This is a genomic window from Blautia sp. AF17-9LB (genome assembly GCF_003479185.1).
Classification (GTDB): domain Bacteria; phylum Bacillota; class Clostridia; order Lachnospirales; family Lachnospiraceae; genus Fusicatenibacter; species Fusicatenibacter saccharivorans.
Genome location: NZ_QUGU01000018.1, coordinates 73,320 through 90,189, shown reverse-complemented (window position 1 = coordinate 90,189; position 16,870 = coordinate 73,320). Strand labels below are relative to the sequence as shown.

General features: G+C 41.3%; 12 protein-coding genes and 2 pseudogenes. All 14 read left to right on the top strand.

Annotation, left to right across the window (positions count from 1 at the left end):
* Positions 1-138 precede the first annotated feature (138 nt).
* The 14 genes and pseudogenes from DWX00_RS20615 to pglZ all read left to right on the top strand — a co-directional run bounded on the left by DWX00_RS20615 (position 139) and on the right by pglZ (position 16,868).
* A pseudogene (locus tag DWX00_RS20615) lies at positions 139-1,070 on the top strand (AAA family ATPase).
* Positions 1,071-1,289: 219 nt separating this feature from the next.
* Entirely contained in the window at positions 1,290-1,772 is a 483-nt protein-coding gene (locus tag DWX00_RS16465; RefSeq protein WP_243037621.1) for a cobaltochelatase CobT-related protein, read from the top strand.
* 16 nt (positions 1,773-1,788) lie between these two features.
* The gene (locus DWX00_RS16460) at positions 1,789-1,983 is read left to right on the top strand and encodes a hypothetical protein (protein WP_118247149.1); all 195 of its coding nucleotides are present in this window, start codon (positions 1,789-1,791) and stop codon (positions 1,981-1,983) included.
* The gene (locus DWX00_RS16455; RefSeq protein ID WP_118595780.1) at positions 1,941-2,309 is read left to right on the top strand and encodes a TnpV protein; all 369 of its coding nucleotides are present in this window, start codon (positions 1,941-1,943) and stop codon (positions 2,307-2,309) included. The genes DWX00_RS16460 and DWX00_RS16455 overlap by 43 nt, the downstream gene beginning before the upstream one ends.
* A gap of 123 nt (positions 2,310-2,432) precedes the next feature.
* A pseudogene (locus DWX00_RS16450) lies at positions 2,433-2,552 on the top strand (helix-turn-helix domain-containing protein); the annotation flags it as partial.
* Positions 2,553-2,853: 301 nt separating this feature from the next.
* A complete protein-coding gene (locus tag DWX00_RS16445) occupies positions 2,854-3,072 on the top strand; it encodes a helix-turn-helix domain-containing protein (protein ID WP_002578407.1) in 219 nt (72 codons plus the stop codon).
* Between the two features lie 14 nt (positions 3,073-3,086).
* Positions 3,087-3,692: a DUF1819 family protein gene (locus DWX00_RS16440; protein WP_055219004.1), complete on the top strand. Its 606-nt coding sequence runs from the start codon at positions 3,087-3,089 to the stop codon at positions 3,690-3,692.
* 10 nt (positions 3,693-3,702) lie between these two features.
* Positions 3,703-4,263: a DUF1788 domain-containing protein gene (locus tag DWX00_RS16435; protein WP_055219002.1), complete on the top strand. Its 561-nt coding sequence runs from the start codon at positions 3,703-3,705 to the stop codon at positions 4,261-4,263.
* A gap of 13 nt (positions 4,264-4,276) precedes the next feature.
* Positions 4,277-7,825, top strand: a complete 3,549-nt coding sequence (brxC, locus tag DWX00_RS16430; RefSeq protein WP_055219000.1) for a BREX system P-loop protein BrxC — start codon at positions 4,277-4,279, stop codon at positions 7,823-7,825.
* Positions 7,826-7,840: 15 nt separating this feature from the next.
* Positions 7,841-11,311 carry a BREX-1 system adenine-specific DNA-methyltransferase PglX gene (gene pglX, locus DWX00_RS16425; protein WP_118595779.1) on the top strand — a complete coding sequence of 1,157 codons (3,471 nt, stop codon included), beginning with the start codon at positions 7,841-7,843 and terminating at the stop codon, positions 11,309-11,311.
* A gap of 17 nt (positions 11,312-11,328) precedes the next feature.
* Positions 11,329-11,655, top strand: coding sequence for a DUF4357 domain-containing protein (locus DWX00_RS16420; protein WP_118595778.1), 327 nt, complete (start codon positions 11,329-11,331; stop codon positions 11,653-11,655).
* Between the two features lie 13 nt (positions 11,656-11,668).
* The gene (locus DWX00_RS16415) at positions 11,669-12,670 is read left to right on the top strand and encodes a hypothetical protein (protein ID WP_118595777.1); all 1,002 of its coding nucleotides are present in this window, start codon (positions 11,669-11,671) and stop codon (positions 12,668-12,670) included.
* A gap of 43 nt (positions 12,671-12,713) precedes the next feature.
* Positions 12,714-14,219: an RNA-binding domain-containing protein gene (locus DWX00_RS16410; protein ID WP_118595776.1), complete on the top strand. Its 1,506-nt coding sequence runs from the start codon at positions 12,714-12,716 to the stop codon at positions 14,217-14,219.
* A gap of 6 nt (positions 14,220-14,225) precedes the next feature.
* Positions 14,226-16,868, top strand: a complete 2,643-nt coding sequence (pglZ, locus tag DWX00_RS16405) for a BREX-1 system phosphatase PglZ type A (RefSeq protein WP_118595775.1) — start codon at positions 14,226-14,228, stop codon at positions 16,866-16,868.
* The last annotated feature ends 2 nt before the right edge of the window (positions 16,869-16,870 follow it).

The window sequence follows — 16,870 nt, the reverse complement described above, 5'->3', positions numbered from 1 at the left end:
CAGGCGTATCCGCCGATATTTGGTCTGCCGCTTAAAGCGGCCGGAAGCACGTGACTTTAGTCATGTGAGGTTCACGATTGAGTAAACAGAAATATTATCTGATTTGATATAACCAATTGCAAAGAAGGGAAAATCTTCATGAGAAGTCATTGGACAGAAATAGAAAAATATTTAGAAGACCAGAAGGTAGCGCAGGAACTGATTGGAGAACTGAGAGATTTTCACATGCGTTATGAGGTAGAGGATCAGGTAAAGGAACGAGTAGAAAAACCGGATATCCTATTTTATGGGAAAAAGATTCTGGAAATGTCAACAGCAGCGCTTCTTCAGGGAGATAATCTGTTACTTTCCGGTGCAAAAGCTACAGGAAAAATGTACTATGTGAGACATTGGCATGGATATTCGGAAGACCGGAATACGATATTTCTTTTCATGTAAATACAGACAGTGCCGATCTGATTGGAACGGACACCTTTATAAATAATGAGGTTCGCCTTCGGAAAGGCTCCATCTACCAATGCGCGGAATTTGGAGGATTTGGAATCCTGGACGAAATCAATATGGCAAAAAATGATGCGGTTTCTGTACTGCATGCCACACTGGATCATCGGCGCAGAATCAATATTCCAGGATATAACAGGATTTTACTTCATCCGGCAACACGATTTATCGGCACGATGAATTATGGTTACGCAGGTACCAGAGAGCTAAATGAAGCATTGGTTTCAAGGTTTATGGTAATCGATATGCCTGAAATGGATGAGGATAGTGTTCTTTTTGTATTAAGGCAACATTTTCCAGATGGGGAAAAAAGTGCACTGAAAGCTTTTGCAGGACTGTTTCTGGATTTGCAGATCAAAGCTTACCATGGAGAAATCTCAACAAAATCTCTTGACCTGAGAGGATTGGTTTCTGCTGTAAAAGCAACAAGAAGCGGACTTTCTCCAATTGATGCAATCCAGATGGGAATCATAAATAAAAGTTTTGATGTATTTGAAAAAGAGATCGTAGAAGATGTGGTTTCTACCAGAATCCCATCTTCCTGGACCGGAAAAGACATATGGGGGTAAACTTGTATGGAGGATGTCAGATGGCCGGCGGAACAACTGGAAGAACATCATCTGGAGATCAGCAATCGTATCAGAAATCTTTTTTGGACAGTCAGTGGTGATTATGATACGGAATTTGAACCGGATACAGAAAAATATGTTTATTCAAAACAAACGGTTCTGTATGAGGCAGTGAAGCAGGGTGCCTTTGCACGATATTTTGATCAGAAGAAACTTGGCATGTATTTGATGAAAAAATTACATTTTTCTGCTGGAGAAGATATGCTTTTGCCTCTTCAGAGATTTCGGAATTATGAAGAACCAAGGGAAACAAATGAAAGAATCTTTCAATTTCGTGCATATGCCAATAACAGAGATGGGCTTGCACTGAAAACAGTCGGTTCCTCTCTCATGGAGCGACCGGAAAAAAATAAGATTTTAATCGTATTAAGTGATGGAAAACCCTGTGATATGAGCATACAACGACCAGGAACCCGCCAGCCCAAGATCTATGACGGAGAAAAAGCTGTGAAAGATACTGCATATGAGGTACGTCGGGCCAGAAATCAGGGAATTTTCGTAATTGGTATTTTTGTAGGGAATGAAGAAGAGCTCTCCGTGGAAAAGAGAATCTATGGAAAAGACTTTGCCTATATTCGTAATATCAGCAATTTTTCCCGTATAGTAGGAACTTTTTTGCGAAGACAAATTGATATGGAATGAAAATGGAGGAATCACTATGGGTAAAATTGAATTTGCCAATTGCCAGGATGTAAGAAATCAGAAAAAGATACAGGAATTAGATTGTCCACACTGTCATGAACCGGGAGGCATTGAAGCCTTTGTGAAAGACGGGATACTTGCAGAGGATGGAGTATGTGATAACTGCGGATATATTCTTCCAGAAGGAACAGAACTGGAGGAAGTGGAGTAAAACAGTTTGAAGTAATCCCGAATCTCACCTATAAATCCGGTGAACAGATGGAGCAACTTGGCAAGTATGGTTTTCTTCGCAGAGATTATCTGAAAAACCATCGAAATTCAACCTATCAGGTGATGCTTCTGCAGGATACGATAGGAGAGCATCTTCTGGAAGTGGACAAGGCAGCCAGGGAACGGGAAGAAGTGATTCTGAAACAGTTGGAAGAAAAAGAACCACTGCCGGATAAGGAGAAAGATCAGATGGCATGGGTAAGAGCTGCCAATCAGCACAGAGCGATTGCAGAAGAGATTATCCTGAAAGAATTGATTTATGTATAAGGATTGCCAGTAACTAATCTGGCAGGTAACTGATAAAAATAGAATATTGTGAGCGAAGTAAGGCGTGAGTCATAAGATATGGCTTGCGTCTTTTCCTTTTGAACTGGAAAGAAGGATGGGAGCATGGCACAGATTTTTCGTGTAGAGAGAACTAAGAATTTTACGGTAATGAGTAATCATCATTTCAAGAATAAGAATCTGACATTGAAAGCGAAAGGTCTATTATCGCTGATGTTAAGTTTAAAGTATCAGGCGGAACAGAATAGAAAGACAGCTGAGAACGAAGTGCAAAAATTGAAAAAAAGGATAAGATTGCAATCAGAGAAAATAAACGAGATAAAATTTTTCTGTGGAATCGGATATATAGTGGCACTTGTACTTTCAGCTTGTCTTATTAAGATGTGTTTCTTGTGATTTTAAATGCGATATTTCAGAATTGAATTACGATTTTTGGTAGATTAGATTGTTTGAAACGCATTTTTATGATATGATGATAAATACCATGTGAACAGATATTTCAAGCAAATAAGATTGAGGTGAAAAAATGGCAGTTAGTTACAAGAAATTGTGGAAATTGTTAATTGATAAAGAAATGATGAAGAAAGATTTGCGTGCAATGACAGGAGTTAGTACAACAACGATGTCTCGATTATCAAAAGATGAAAATGTAAGTACAGAGATTCTGTCAAAGATATGTTCTGCTTTGAATTGTGATGTGGGAGATATCATGGAATTTGTTCCTGATAAAAAAGAGGAGCAGTAAGGAGGTACGGGAACATGGATCATTCTTATCCTTATATTGCGTCTTTGACCAGAGAGCCGTTCCTTTTCTACGAAATGCGTTCTACCGCAAAGCTAATGGCAGAAGGAAATTCCGATGATGCAATTGTTAAAGAAATTGTAGAGCAGAATCTTTTTCAGTATCCAACGGAAAAATCTATTACACGCATGGCGAAAGCCTGCATCAAACGGCTTCAGGCACTGGAAGATGATTCTCTGGTTTCTGCGATTGCTTCACAGCCGACGGATGTGGCAAAACAGATTTGTTTGTATGCGTTGATGAAGCAGAGCCGACTGGTCTGGGAATTTATGCTGACCGTCATTGGCGAGAAGTACAGATTAAGGGACACGTCTTTTGGTAAGATAGATTTGAATACATTTTTTATGCGCTTGCAGGAGCAGAATGATACCGTGGCTTCCTGGAGCGATACTACAATAACAAAGTTAAAACAGATAATTGCCAGAGTGCTTGTTGAAACAGAATATCTCGACAACCGGGGGGCAGATCATTTGAATCCAGTATGGCTGCATCCTGTTTTGGAGAATGCCATCAGAAGCAATGGTGATATGGCGATACTGCCGGCGTTTAATTGCTTTTCTTAGGAGGTAGCCAATGAGTGACATAAAAGAACGCCTGGACAAAGTTCGGGCATTGATTCAGGAACCGGAGTTCCTGGAAGGCAAAGGACTCAGCAATGAGGTGAATATCAGAATCTTCTGTTATGAACCGGAGAATGAAATGGTTGTCCGTCATTTTGTGAATCAGCTGGAAACTGATCAGTCCTTAGATTGCCATTTGATCGTTTGTAATTTATATAAAACATTTCTCTCTATCTGCGATGATATGGACATCACAGATGCAATTCCCGATATGGAAGAAGCTGACGGAAGTGCTTATCTTCTGGAGCAGCTTAACTCCGCAATCGGCAATGGAGAGTTCATTGATAAAATCCAGTATGAGCCACACGAACCGGGTGATGTGCTGATGCTGACAGGTGTGGGCGAGGTGTTCCCGTTTATGAGAATCCATACGTTATTGGAAGCCTTGCAACCGTATTTTTCGGATGTTCCGATTTTGGTTATGTATCCGGGTGAGTTTGATGGTCGTCATGTAAAACTGTTTAATCGTCTGACACCAAATGATTATTACCGGGCATTCAATGTCATAGATTAAGGGGGATAAAGCCATGATGATTCGAGATATGTTTGCGGATGACATTAACCGCAAAATCAATGGTGTAATTAAAGTAGATCAGGCTGCTGATGATGTAATCGAGCAGGAGTTAAATGAATATGTCATTACCAGAGAATTGAAGAAACATTTCATTACGTTCTTCAATTATTACGGTGATGCTTTTGACCAGCCGACAGCCGATATGGGTGTTTGGATTTCCGGTTTCTTTGGAAGTGGTAAATCTCACTTCCTGAAAATGCTTTCCTACCTTTTGGAAAATAAAGAGGTAAAAGGCATTCGCAGTGTGGAGCGTTTCCGTAAAAAGTTTGAGGACGACCCGGCAACCTTTATGCTGATTGATCGTGCCACAAAGGGACAGACCGAGACAATTCTGTTCAATATTGATATTGAGGGATTCAGCAATAAAGATAAGACTGCGGTTCTTCGTGTATTTGCCAAAATGTTCTACAACCATCTGGGATTTTACGGTGAGAATCTGAAAGTTGCCATGATGGAGCGTTATATTGACCAGCAGGGAAAAACTGAGGAGTTTCGCAGAGTTTTTGAAGAAAAGAAAGGCAAGTCCTGGATGGAAATGCGCCGTGCCTTTGCATTCAATGGAAAGTTTATTATTCCGACTTTAATGGAAGTTCTGGATATGAGTGAGGACGATGCCAAGGCATGGTTCAATGATAAAACGGCAACAGAAATATCTATTGCTCAGCTTGTGGAAGATATGAAAGCCTATGTGGATACTAAACCAGCGAACTTCCGTCTGCTGTTTATGATCGACGAAGTTGGTCAGTATGTCGGCACAGACACCGATATGCTTTTGAACCTCCAGTCTTTGACAGAAAAAATCGGAAGTGAGTGTGAAGGAAAGATTTGGGTGATCTGCACCGGACAGGAAGCCATTGATGAAATCATCAAAGTTCGTGCCGATGAGTTCTCCCGTATCCAGGCTCGTTTCAAAACAAGACTGAGCTTATCTTCTTCCTCCGTGGATGAAGTCATCCAGAAGCGTATTCTGAAAAAGAAACCGGAAGCAACAATGGATTTGGAAACCGTTTATGAGCAGAATGATTCTGTCCTGCGTAACCTGTTCAGCTTCAATGGCTCTATTCTGGATATTAAAGGCTATTCCGGTCCGAGGGAATTTACTGAGAACTTCCCGTTCGTGCCGTATCAGTTTATTATTATGCAGAAGGTATTTGCTGAAATCCGCAAGCACGGAAATTCCGGCAAGCACCTTTCCGGTGGTGAGCGTTCCATGCTGTCCGGTTTCCAGGAAGCTGCACAGAAAATTCAGGAGAAGGATGAGTATGCACTTGTTCCGTTCTTCCGTTTTTATGATACCGTACATACTTTTCTGGATGGTTCAATTCGTCGTGTAATTGAACGTTGCCAAAAAGCTGCCGACAACGGTGATGGCATCGAACAGCAGGATGTAGATGTACTGAAACTCCTGTATCTGATTCGGTATATTGATGATATTCCTTCCAATCTGGACAATATCGTTATCCTTATGGCAGATGATATTCGTGTGGATAAGATTATCATGCGTGAAGCTGTCCGTGGATGCCTTGACCGTCTGATGAGCCAGAACTATATCGGCAGAACCGGAGACACTTATAACTTCCTGACGGATGAAGAACAGGATATTCAGCGTGAAATCCGGGATACCAATGTAGATACCGCTTCTATCGTAGAGCGTATCGCTCAGATGATTTACGGTGATATTTTCACAACCAAGAAGTTCCGTTATGGAAAATATGACTTTGCTTTCGATCAGATGGTGGACGGCATTACAGTTGGAGTGGCAACAGGTGGTATGCGTCTGCGTTTCCTGACCGTTGCTACCGATGCTATTGAAAAAACAGATTACCGTCTGATGGCGGAGTCCAAAGGTAATGAAGCAATCGTGGTTCTGGCTGATACGCCTTACTATGAATCTCTGGAATCTGCTATGAAGATTCGTAAGTACGTAAAGCAGAGAAATGTAAGCCAGCTTCCAAAAACTGTGCAGAAAATTATCAGTGACCAGCAAGACGAAGCCGGAAAATATGAGCTGAGTGCCATGAGCGAATTGCAAAATGCTATTGAAGGGGCGCAGTTCTATGTAGACGGTGAGCATCTGGAAATCAGAGCTGGAAATGCTAAGAGCAAGATTGACCAGTCGCTTGAATATCTGGTTGCCCATGTATATAGCAAGCTCGACCTGATTACAGATAATGCAGGCAGTGATGTAGATATTATTGCGATTCTGACAGGTGCGGTAACGGCACTTCCGGGCATGGAACCGAACCGTGATGCTGCTTCTGCTATGGAAGAATATCTGGAAATGCAGGATGTGAAAAAGTTGCCGACTTCTATGGCAGATGTGCAAAGCAAATACAGTGCGATTCCGTATGGATGGAAAGAAATCGATATTGCTGCGGTTGCGGCACAACTGATTTATTCCCAGAAAGTAACCATCAAGTATGCAGGCAATACCATTCAGCCGGATGACCCGAAGTTGCCGGATATGCTCCGCAAAAAGAGTGAGATCGGCAAGACTTCCATCAGCAAGCGTAAAAACATTTCTGCTACGATGATGCGTGATGTAAAAGCGATGCTCCGAGAGTATTTCGACATTATGGATGTGCCGGATGATGAAGATGGTCTGATTCGCTTTGTGACGGAGAAGTTTACCGAGCAGCGTGATTACTATGCTTCTTTGGATGCTTGTTATGACGGACATAAATACCCGGATCGTGCATTAGTGCAGGAAGCTATTCATCTGATGGATGATGTTCTTTCTCAGAAGAAAGACAATATTGCCCTGATTGAGCGTGTGCTGAAAAAAGAGGATGCTCTTTTCAACAATAAAGAAGCCATGAGCAACGGCATTGAAAACTTCTTCAAAACCCAGGTAACAGTATTCGACCAGGCAGTGCAGTTTGAAAAATCTCTGCATGATGACCTTGACCGGATTGCAGAAAATGAGGAAGCACATAAGGCACTGAATACTATTCGATTGATTACGATGGTTCAGACCGGAAGCAAGTTCAACTATAACCGGATTCGTGAACTGAATCCGTTGATGGATACGGTTCGCACCGCCCATGACAAGATGCTGGAAGAAAAACGTGCTGAGGTTCTGGAAACGGTTCGTCAGTGTATGGAAGCGACCCATACTGCTGCAAACGGCGATTCCAAGGCATCCCATCTGATTGAAAAATCGGATCGGTATTTCAGTCAGTGCAAGGAGAAAATCGCAGAATTAAAGAGCCTTGCCCTTCTGGATGCTATGTTCTTGCCGATGTGCCAGTACAAGGATGATACTATCAGCAATATCGAGTCAGTTCTGGCTCCGCCTGCACCGAAGCCGCAGGTACAGCCGACACAGCCAGGAAAAGAAACTGCTCCGGCAAAGAAAAAGGTTGTCCGTGCTTATAACCGACAGGTTGTATTCCAGGCAAAGACCTTACAAACGGATGAAGACATTGATGATTATGTAGAGAAGATTCGTTCTCAGCTGAAGCAACTCTTGAAAAATTGCGATGAGATCAAGCTGAACTAACGAGGAGAGACGAGTATGGATAAGAATGCGATTAAAAAATTTGCTGTCTGGGCAAGAACAGAGCTGATCGCCCGTGTTTCCCTAAAAGGCGTGGAATACGGTATCACAGAGGATAATATCGAGGCCGCCAATGCGGACAGCGTTGGCGGCAAAGTCCTCACTGCTGATGAAAAGAAACAACGTCAGGCTTTGATTGCCGAGATTAACGATAAAGGCTATAAGCAGGTCATGGAGGAGGTTGCCTACACTTGGTTCAACCGCTTCTCTGCTCTACGATTTATGGAAGTCAACGGTTACATTCCTTCCCATGTGCGTGTATTCACGGACGAGGAAAACAACTTTAAGCCGCAGATTATAACCGAAGCCATTCATCTGGATTTGGATGGATTGGATATGGAAAAGGTCTATGAACTGAAAGATGCCGAAAAGACCGAAGAACTGTATAAATATCTGCTGATCGTGCAGTGTAACGCCTTGAATAAGATTCTGCCGGGAATGTTCCAGAAGATTGCGGACTACACCGAGCTTCTTCTGCCGGACAATCTGCTCCGTGAAGGCAGTGTCATTCAGCAGATGATCGAGTTGATACCGGAGGATGACTGGAAGGATGCTGTCCAGATCATCGGCTGGCTGTATCAGTATTATAACAGTGAGAAAAAGGATGACGTTTTCGCAGCACTGAAAAAGAATGTGAAAATCACAAAAGAAAACATCCCCGCAGCAACTCAGCTTTTCACACCAGACTGGATTGTTCGCTACATGGTAGAGAACAGTCTTGGTCGTTTATGGCTGGAGGGACATCCGGATGTGAAAGAGCAGCTTCTTCCTACCGAGGAAGAACAGTCTGCCTATGCTGCCGGAAACCGTGATCCGGAAGATACCAAATGGCACTACTATCTGGAAGAAGCTGAGCAGGAGCCGGAAGTGCAGGCACAGCTTGCCGAGATTCGCAAGGAATACGCCGCGCTGACACCGGATCAGCTGAAAGTTATTGATCCATGTTCCGGTTCCGGTCATATTCTTGCGTATATGTTTGATGTGCTGATGAAGATATATGAATCTTACGGTTATACCACCCGTGAAGCAGTGGCAAGCATTGTAGAGAACAATATTTATGGTCTGGATATTGATGACCGTGCAACACAGCTGGCTTACTTTGCGGTAATGATGAAAGCCCGTCAGTATGACCGACGCTTCTTCAGCCGTGGCATTCAGCCCCATGTGTATGCTATTGTAGAGAGCAATCATGTAGATGAATTTGCCGTGGACTATTTCTGCAATGGGGATGCAAAGCTCACGACAGCTATGGATACCATCATTAAAGAATTGCATGATGCAAAAGAATACGGCTCGATTCTGACCGTAACACCGCAGGATTGGTCTACACTGTATGACCGTTTTGCAGAGATTACGGAAGATATAAATATGTCCCGTGAGACGGCACTGAGAGAATTGTTGCCGTTGGTGCAGGTGGCAGAAGCACTGGCGCAGAAGTATGATGTGGTAGTGACAAATCCGCCGTATATGGGTAGCTCTGGTATGAGTATAAAGCTCTCTGATTATGTTAAAAGTGATTACCCAGATAGTAAAAGTGATTTGTTTGCTGTGTTTATTGAACGTTGCGGACAAATGACAAAGAAAAATGGCTGTCAGGCAATGATTACACAACACGCTTGGATGTTCCTTGCAAGTTATGAGAATATTAGAAAGAAAATTTCTAAAAAAGCTATTATAAATATGGCGCATTTGGGAGCTCGTGCCTTTGAAGAAATTGGTGGAGAAATTGTACAAACAACCAGCTTTGTAATAGGAAACACATTTTTGAACAATTATCTTGGTACATATTGCAGACTTGTTGATCCGACGACACAAACTGGAAAAGAGGAACTCTTCATTAAAGGAAAAGAACGGTATATATCTAATCAACTACGATTTCAAAAGATACCAGGTGAACCGATAGCTTATTGGATTAGTGAACAGTTTGCTAATTGTTATGATAATGAGTTATTGGAGAAAGTTGCATTTTCTGATGGACAAATTTTAACTGGTAATAATGACAAGTATTTGAAATTGTTGTGGGAAGTGAATGCTCATGATATTGAAGCAAGGAAGTGGGCGTTACACGCTAAAGGAGGTGAATTTAGGCGATGGTATGGCAATATTGATACCGTAGTAAAGTTTGATCCAATCACGATTCAGCATTATAAAAGAGATAAAATTGCACGATTCCCCAAAGATGAAATCCTTTTTAGGAGAGGAATCACATGGACCCTTGTTTCGATGAATCCTTTGTTTGGCGTAAGAGAACTTGGTAAAAATTTGACATTTAATAAAGCGGCAGCAACAATATTGTTTAATGATGAAACTATTATAGATTATGTGTTAGGATTTTTAAATTCCAAGGTGTCACAAGCACTTTTAAGAATTATAAACCCGACAATGAATAATAATATCAAAGATATACTCAATATGCCATTTATCAAAGATATGAATTTTTATCCGCAGGTTAAATCCTTAGTCCAATATAATATTAGTATTTCAAAGCAGGATTGGGATGCTTTTGAAACCTCATGGGATTTTCAAAAGCATCCACTGCTTCGCAAAGTTTCTACCATTGCGGAAGCCTTTGACCAGTGGCAGACTGAATGCAATGACCGTTTTAACCAGCTGAAAGCCAATGAGGAAAAATTGAACCGTATTTTCATCGACATTTACGGTTTACAGGATGAGCTGACACCAGAGGTTGAGGACAAGGACGTTACTGTCCGCAAAGCTGATCTTGGCAGAGATATTCGCTCGTTCATTTCCTATGCGGTTGGCTGTATGTTCGGTCGCCACTCTCTGGATGCGGATGGTCTTGTCTATGCAGGTGGAGAATGGGATAACAGCAAATATAGTTCTTTTGCTGCGGATAAGGATAACATTATCCCGATTTGCGACGATGAATATTTTGAGGATGATATTGTCGGTCTATTCGTGGAGTTCGTAAAAACTGTTTACGGTGTAGATACCTTAGACGAAAACCTGAAATTCATTGCCGATGCACTGGGGGGAAAAGGTCAGCCGAAAGATGTGATTCGGAATTATTTTCTGAATGATTTTTATAAAGATCATTGTAAGATTTATCAGAAACGCCCGATTTACTGGCTATTTGACAGCGGCAAGAAGAATGGATTTAAGGCTCTGATTTATATGCACCGCTATCAGCCGGACACCATTGCCCGTATCCGTACCGATTATGTGCATGAACAGCAGGCTCGTTATCGTACTGCTATTGCGGATTTGGAACAGCGTATGGTCAATGCTTCCACTGGCGAGCGTGTGAAGCTGAACAAAAAGTTGAATACCTTGCAGGCGCAGGATACTGAAATCAGAATTTACGAGGAAAAGATTCATCACCTTGCCGACCAGATGATTTCCATTGATCTGGATGATGGTGTGAAGAAGAATTATGCAATATTTGATACAGTATTAAAAAAATTATAAATAGGAGACGAAGAATCATGAAAATTATGGTTACACTTACACAGCGTACAGGAGTTGCATATGCAACGGCAGAATATGATGGAAAGATAATTACTGTTCTGGCAGGTGGCAAAATAAGTCCGGATTTTGCAAATCATATCAGAGGTGGGAAAACCGCTAAAGCATATCGAGACAATCCAGAGTATGTGGATAAGAATGGTAATATTCTTAAAAACTGTGAGTTTACCAGCTCTTCAACAGCGGCTCAGTTTGTGACGGGGCGAAGTACAAATGGGTATAAGGCTTGGAAAGTTGAAAAGAAACTTAGTCTTGGTCAATATTTGAAGGATAAGGGCTTGCGTTAATGGGGGTGGTATTTTGATTGATGTTACTGTGAAAATTACAGCGATTATAATGTATTGCGATGAAAGTATACTTAATCTTGAATTGGGAAATGGTTATACTATCGAGAAGTGCTATTATGATGATTTCCCATTCAAATCAGAAATTGAAAATGGAAAAAATCAACTATGTATTGAGTATATAGGCTCACGTTTACATGATGAAAATGGTTCATACTTTATCTGCCTAAAAAAAGAAGATGTATTTTTGATAGATGGTCCTCAGATTGTTCCGGGTGCTGTAATCACGAATAAGACTTGCCAATGTGAAGATGAAATTGGAGCTTACCAAGAGCAAGAGGTACAATATTTGCATAAAATATTTTCGTTGTTGCGTTTATATAAAAACGGGAACATTGGATTATATCAAACATTTTTCAATTACAGATTTAAGGTGTTGGGTTTTATAAATAATACTCAGAACCATACGAGCAAGAATAGTACCAGAAATGCTTATGATGAACGAAAATATATACTTGCAACAGAAGATGTTGAACGCTGTAATCAGTTTTTAAGAGATTATAAATTACAAATTTATTCCATGATGAAACCTATTATTGATGAGTTTGTGTGGGGATTGGAGCAGACAGATGCTCCAACTGGATTTGAACAGTATACGACAGCATTAGAAATGGCACTTTTGCCGGTAAATCAACCAGGTAAAAAACAAATGTTATCCAATCGCATTGCAGTTTTGCTTGGAAAGAATGATGCAGAAGTTGTAGGAATACATGATAAGATGCTGGACTTTTATCGTTATCGCTCAGAATCCTTACATGAAGGTGATGGAAGCAATATCTCAAAGCAAGAACTCATTGAAATGGAAAATTATGTTCGTCAGACTATTACTGCAATTATGCAGAAATCTAAATGTCAGCTCGCTATCGACAATACGAAAACGTGGATTGATATTAAGAACGACTTGATGAATGAGCTGATTTCCAAAGTGGTAAATAAGAAAACTGCGGGTATTTTATAATATGAATGGTGGCAATAGCTGCCAAAGAGAGCGAGGTGTTACAATGACTATAGAAGAAATTCTTGCAGGAGAATCGAAGGATGTGGAGTTCAAAGAGAACCTGCCGGAGAAAAGCCTCAAATATATGAAATCTGTGGTTGCCTTTGCCAATGGAACCGGCGGAAAAATCATTTTCGGAATTGCCGATAAAACCAGAGAGGTTGTTGGCTTTGACAAGGAAGATGTGTTCAAGAAAATGGATGCCATTGCCAATGCCGTATCAGACAGCTGTGAACCGGCAATTATCCCAGATATCACTTTACAGACGGTTGATGGTAAGACTGTCATTGTGGTAGAGGTTTTTGAGGGCAGACAGCGCCCGTATTATATCAAAGCCCTTGGTAGAGATGGCGGTGTATATGTCCGTGTTGCCGGAACTACCCGCCTTGCCGATGAGTATATGGTAAAGGAGTTGTTGTTTGAGGGCAGTAACCGCTACTATGATCAGGCTTTATGTACTGGGTTAAATGTTACAGATGAAGATATTGATACCCTTTGCAAAGCTATGAAAGAGCAGGCTGTCAGAAATGCTCGGACAGAGGAACAGAAAGCATCGATTAAAGATGTAGGCAGACAGCAGTTGCGTTCCTGGGGAATTTTAATCGAGCGTGATGGAAAAGATTTTCCATCCAATGCGTTTGCAATTTTGACAGGCAACGGAGGCCTTCATGTTGCAACGCAATGTGGTGTGTTCAAAGGTACAACGAAAGCGGTATTTGTTGATCGTAGAGAATATACCGGACCGCTTTGGGAACAGATAGACGAAGCATTTCAGTTTGTCTTAAGAAATATTCATCTGGGTGCTACTATTGTGGGAATTTATCGCCAGGATGTTTATGAGATTCCACCGGATGCCATTCGTGAGTTGATTATCAATGCTATGGTACATCGTAGTTATCTGGATCATGGTACGATACAGGTAGCGGTATATGACAACCGATTGGAAATCACTTCTCCTGGGAAGCTGCCAATGGGACAAACGATGGAGCGTATGAAAGAAGGTTATTCCAAAATCAGAAATGAAGCCCTTGCCCATGCGTTTGCTTACATGAATCTGATCGAGCATTGGGGAAGCGGTATTCCGAGAATTATTGATAAAGTGAAAGCTGCCGGACTTCGGGAGCCGGAGTTTATTGGTGGCGAAGTGGATTTGCGTATCAATATTTATCGAGGTCAGGTTGACGGCACTGTTGACCTCAATGACCTCAATAACGCCATTAAAGTGCCGGATACTATTGATAAAATGCCAGATAGTGGCAATGAAGTGCCGGATAAAACAGAAACAGTGCCAGATACGACAAAGAAAATGCCGGATAGTGAACAGGAACAACAAATCTATAAATATGTATTGGAAAATGGCTCTATTACTACTGCTGAAACAGTAGAGATTTTAGATGTAAAACATCGTAGAGCCAGAGCTGTCTTGCTGAATATGGTTAAGGATGGTTATTTGAGAAAAGAGGGTGCGGCACGAAGCACTATTTATGTAAAAAATACGGAAGGGAGATAATGCAGCATGGATACAGACAAAATAATACAAGATTTAAATCGCAGGTTTGCTGCACCTCTTCCTGAGTTTTATCAGCGTCGTATCATTTTCTGGTACGATGAAGATAAGGAATTTGAGGATAAATTGGATGAAGTGGTTTTGGAAAATGCAAAGGTGATTGCGCTGACAGGAAATAATGCGTTTTCTGTAAAAAAACTGCTTTCAGTAGATGATTTGACCACAAATTATCTGGTTTACAGTCCGTGTGTCTATAACCGCCCAGATGATAACTGGCTTCTGGATGTGGAGCTTTACAGCGAAGAGTTTCGGGCGGATCTGATTTCTATTTGGATGGATGAGATGGGACTTATATCAAATCCGGCAATGAGGAAACAGGTTAAAAATTATCGTGCTTATTTCAATGCGAAAGATCGTCGTTTGAAAGTCAGCACACAGAATAAAGTTCCGGAAACACCGGCACAGTTACACATGGCTGTCATGGCGGCAATCTGTGGATTGAAAGATGCACAGCCTAATATGATTCTCCGTAGTGTGTTCCAGGCGGGACTGGATTTGAATAATAATACGGTTTATCAGGATTTTGTAAAATATCATGCAGACGCAGCATTTTGGGCGATGGTTCGTCAGGGATGCGGATTTGTGGAGGAGGAACCAGACCTTGAGCGGTTAGCAATTCATCTACTTTTAACCGCGGCGACCCGTACCATGCGGCAGGAATATCTTGCCGGACTAGACAGTTTTATTTCCATACCACATCAGGCATATTGCTATGATTTTATTTCTGAATGGCTTCATAGTGACAACATTCCGCAATTATATGATGTGGCACGTTATGTTGAGGATGAAGCTTGTCTGTATCAGCGTTTTGAAAAGCTGACAGTAGAAGATTTGGTAGGAACAGAGTGCTTTCCGTGTATTAATGAAGTGATTCTGACAAAGATAATGACAGAGATCAGTGACCATATTATTGATGTGGATACCATTACGAATACCGTTGAAAAACGGAGAACTTGTGTATGGTATGAGCCATTTGAGAATTTTTATGACGGTATCTTACAAGTGGCGAATATGCAAAGTTTCTTTAAGGAACATTCTGCCGGATTCCATACCGCAGAAGCGAAAAGTATCTGGAAAGAATATACTGAGAGCTACTATCAGATGGACACTTATTACCGTTTGTTCCATCTTAGTTTTCAAAAGAGTTTGGAGACTTCCAATATTCTGCTGGATGATTTGTTCAAGCATGTTGTCGATAAGGTGGAAGGACTTTATACACACTGGTTCTTAGGTGAGTTGGGCAACAACTGGTCGGATGTATGTGCGGATGAACTGGCAACTTACGGTAAAGTTCTGGAAGTACCGCAACAGGAGGATTTTTACCGTTCCCGTATCCAAACCTCAGATACGAAAGTATTTGTAATTATCTCAGATGCCATGCGTTATGAAGTGGCGGCTACGATGGCAGATCAGCTTCAGCGAGAAACGCAAAGTAAGGTTTCTATCAGCAGTATGCAGAGCATCTTTCCTTCTACTACAAAGTTTGGTATGGCAGCTTTGTTGCCGCACAAAGAACTGACAGTAGAGGTTCGGAACGATATTTTGACGGTTTTGGCAGATGGACAGTCTACGGCAAGTACTTATAGGGATAAGGTTCTGAAAACAGAAGATTCGGCAAGCGTGGCTTTAAAGTATAATGACATCATTGCTATGAAACGAGCGGAAAGAAGTGCTTTGGTGAAAGGGATGGATGTGGTCTATATTTACCACGATACCATAGATGAAGCCAGCCACACTTCGGATACTGCTGTTTTTGCTGCCTGTGACAAGGCGATTTCAGAATTGAAGAATCTTGTGCGTATTATCGTAAATGAATTTGGTGGAACGAATATTTTAATTACGGCAGATCATGGATTTCTTTATACATACAGTCCTTTGAAGGAAGAGGACAAAGTAGATAAAAGAGGATTTTTTGATGTGGATGTAACAAACTCTGACATTACAAAAAAAGAAAGTATCAAGCGATGTGTAGAATATGGCAGAAGATATGCAATTATGCAGAAAGGTGTGCAACCAGATTACTTGATGCCTGTAAAATTCCTGGGCGGAAATACGGAATTTGATGGATTTGCACCGAGAGAAAGTATTCGTATCAAAATGAATGGCGGCGGTATGAATTTTGTGCATGGTGGTATCAGTTTGCAGGAAATGGTTGTTCCAGTGATTGAGTATCATTATCTCCGCAACGATTCTATGGAATATAAGCGAAATAAGCAGAAATATGATACTAAGCCGGTAACGGTTAATTTACTGTCCGCAAACCGTAAGATCAGCAATATGATTTTTTCGTTGAACTTCTATCAAAAAGATGCGGTCAGTACAAATCGTGAAGCAGCAACCTATCAAGTTTATTTTACAGATGAGGACGGCAAACAGATTAGTGATATTCAGAAGATTATTGCAGATAAGACCAGCGATAACGGTGCAGAAAGAACTTTCCGTTGTCAGTTTAATCTAAAATCTTTAAAATACAGCAATACCGCTACTTATTATCTGGTAATTGCAGATGAACAGGGATTACAGCTGCCACAGCGGGAGCCATTCCAGATTGACATCGCCTTTGCGGTGGACGAGTTTGATTTTTTTAGTTAATG

What these genes read in the sequence shown, in the direction of transcription:
- DWX00_RS16465 (WP_243037621.1), top strand. Translation starts at nt 1,290, where the DNA reads ATGTATTTGATGAAAAAATTACATTTTTCTGCTGGAGAAGATATGCTT.
- DWX00_RS16460 (WP_118247149.1), top strand. Translation starts at nt 1,789, where the DNA reads ATGGGTAAAATTGAATTTGCCAATTGCCAGGATGTAAGAAATCAGAAA.
- DWX00_RS16445 (WP_002578407.1), top strand. Translation starts at nt 2,854, where the DNA reads ATGGCAGTTAGTTACAAGAAATTGTGGAAATTGTTAATTGATAAAGAA.
- DWX00_RS16440 (WP_055219004.1), top strand. Translation starts at nt 3,087, where the DNA reads ATGGATCATTCTTATCCTTATATTGCGTCTTTGACCAGAGAGCCGTTC.
- DWX00_RS16435 (WP_055219002.1), top strand. Translation starts at nt 3,703, where the DNA reads ATGAGTGACATAAAAGAACGCCTGGACAAAGTTCGGGCATTGATTCAG.
- brxC (WP_055219000.1), top strand. Translation starts at nt 4,277, where the DNA reads ATGATGATTCGAGATATGTTTGCGGATGACATTAACCGCAAAATCAAT.
- pglX (WP_118595779.1), top strand. Translation starts at nt 7,841, where the DNA reads ATGGATAAGAATGCGATTAAAAAATTTGCTGTCTGGGCAAGAACAGAG.
- DWX00_RS16420 (WP_118595778.1), top strand. Translation starts at nt 11,329, where the DNA reads ATGAAAATTATGGTTACACTTACACAGCGTACAGGAGTTGCATATGCA.
- DWX00_RS16410 (WP_118595776.1), top strand. Translation starts at nt 12,714, where the DNA reads ATGACTATAGAAGAAATTCTTGCAGGAGAATCGAAGGATGTGGAGTTC.
- pglZ (WP_118595775.1), top strand. Translation starts at nt 14,226, where the DNA reads ATGGATACAGACAAAATAATACAAGATTTAAATCGCAGGTTTGCTGCA.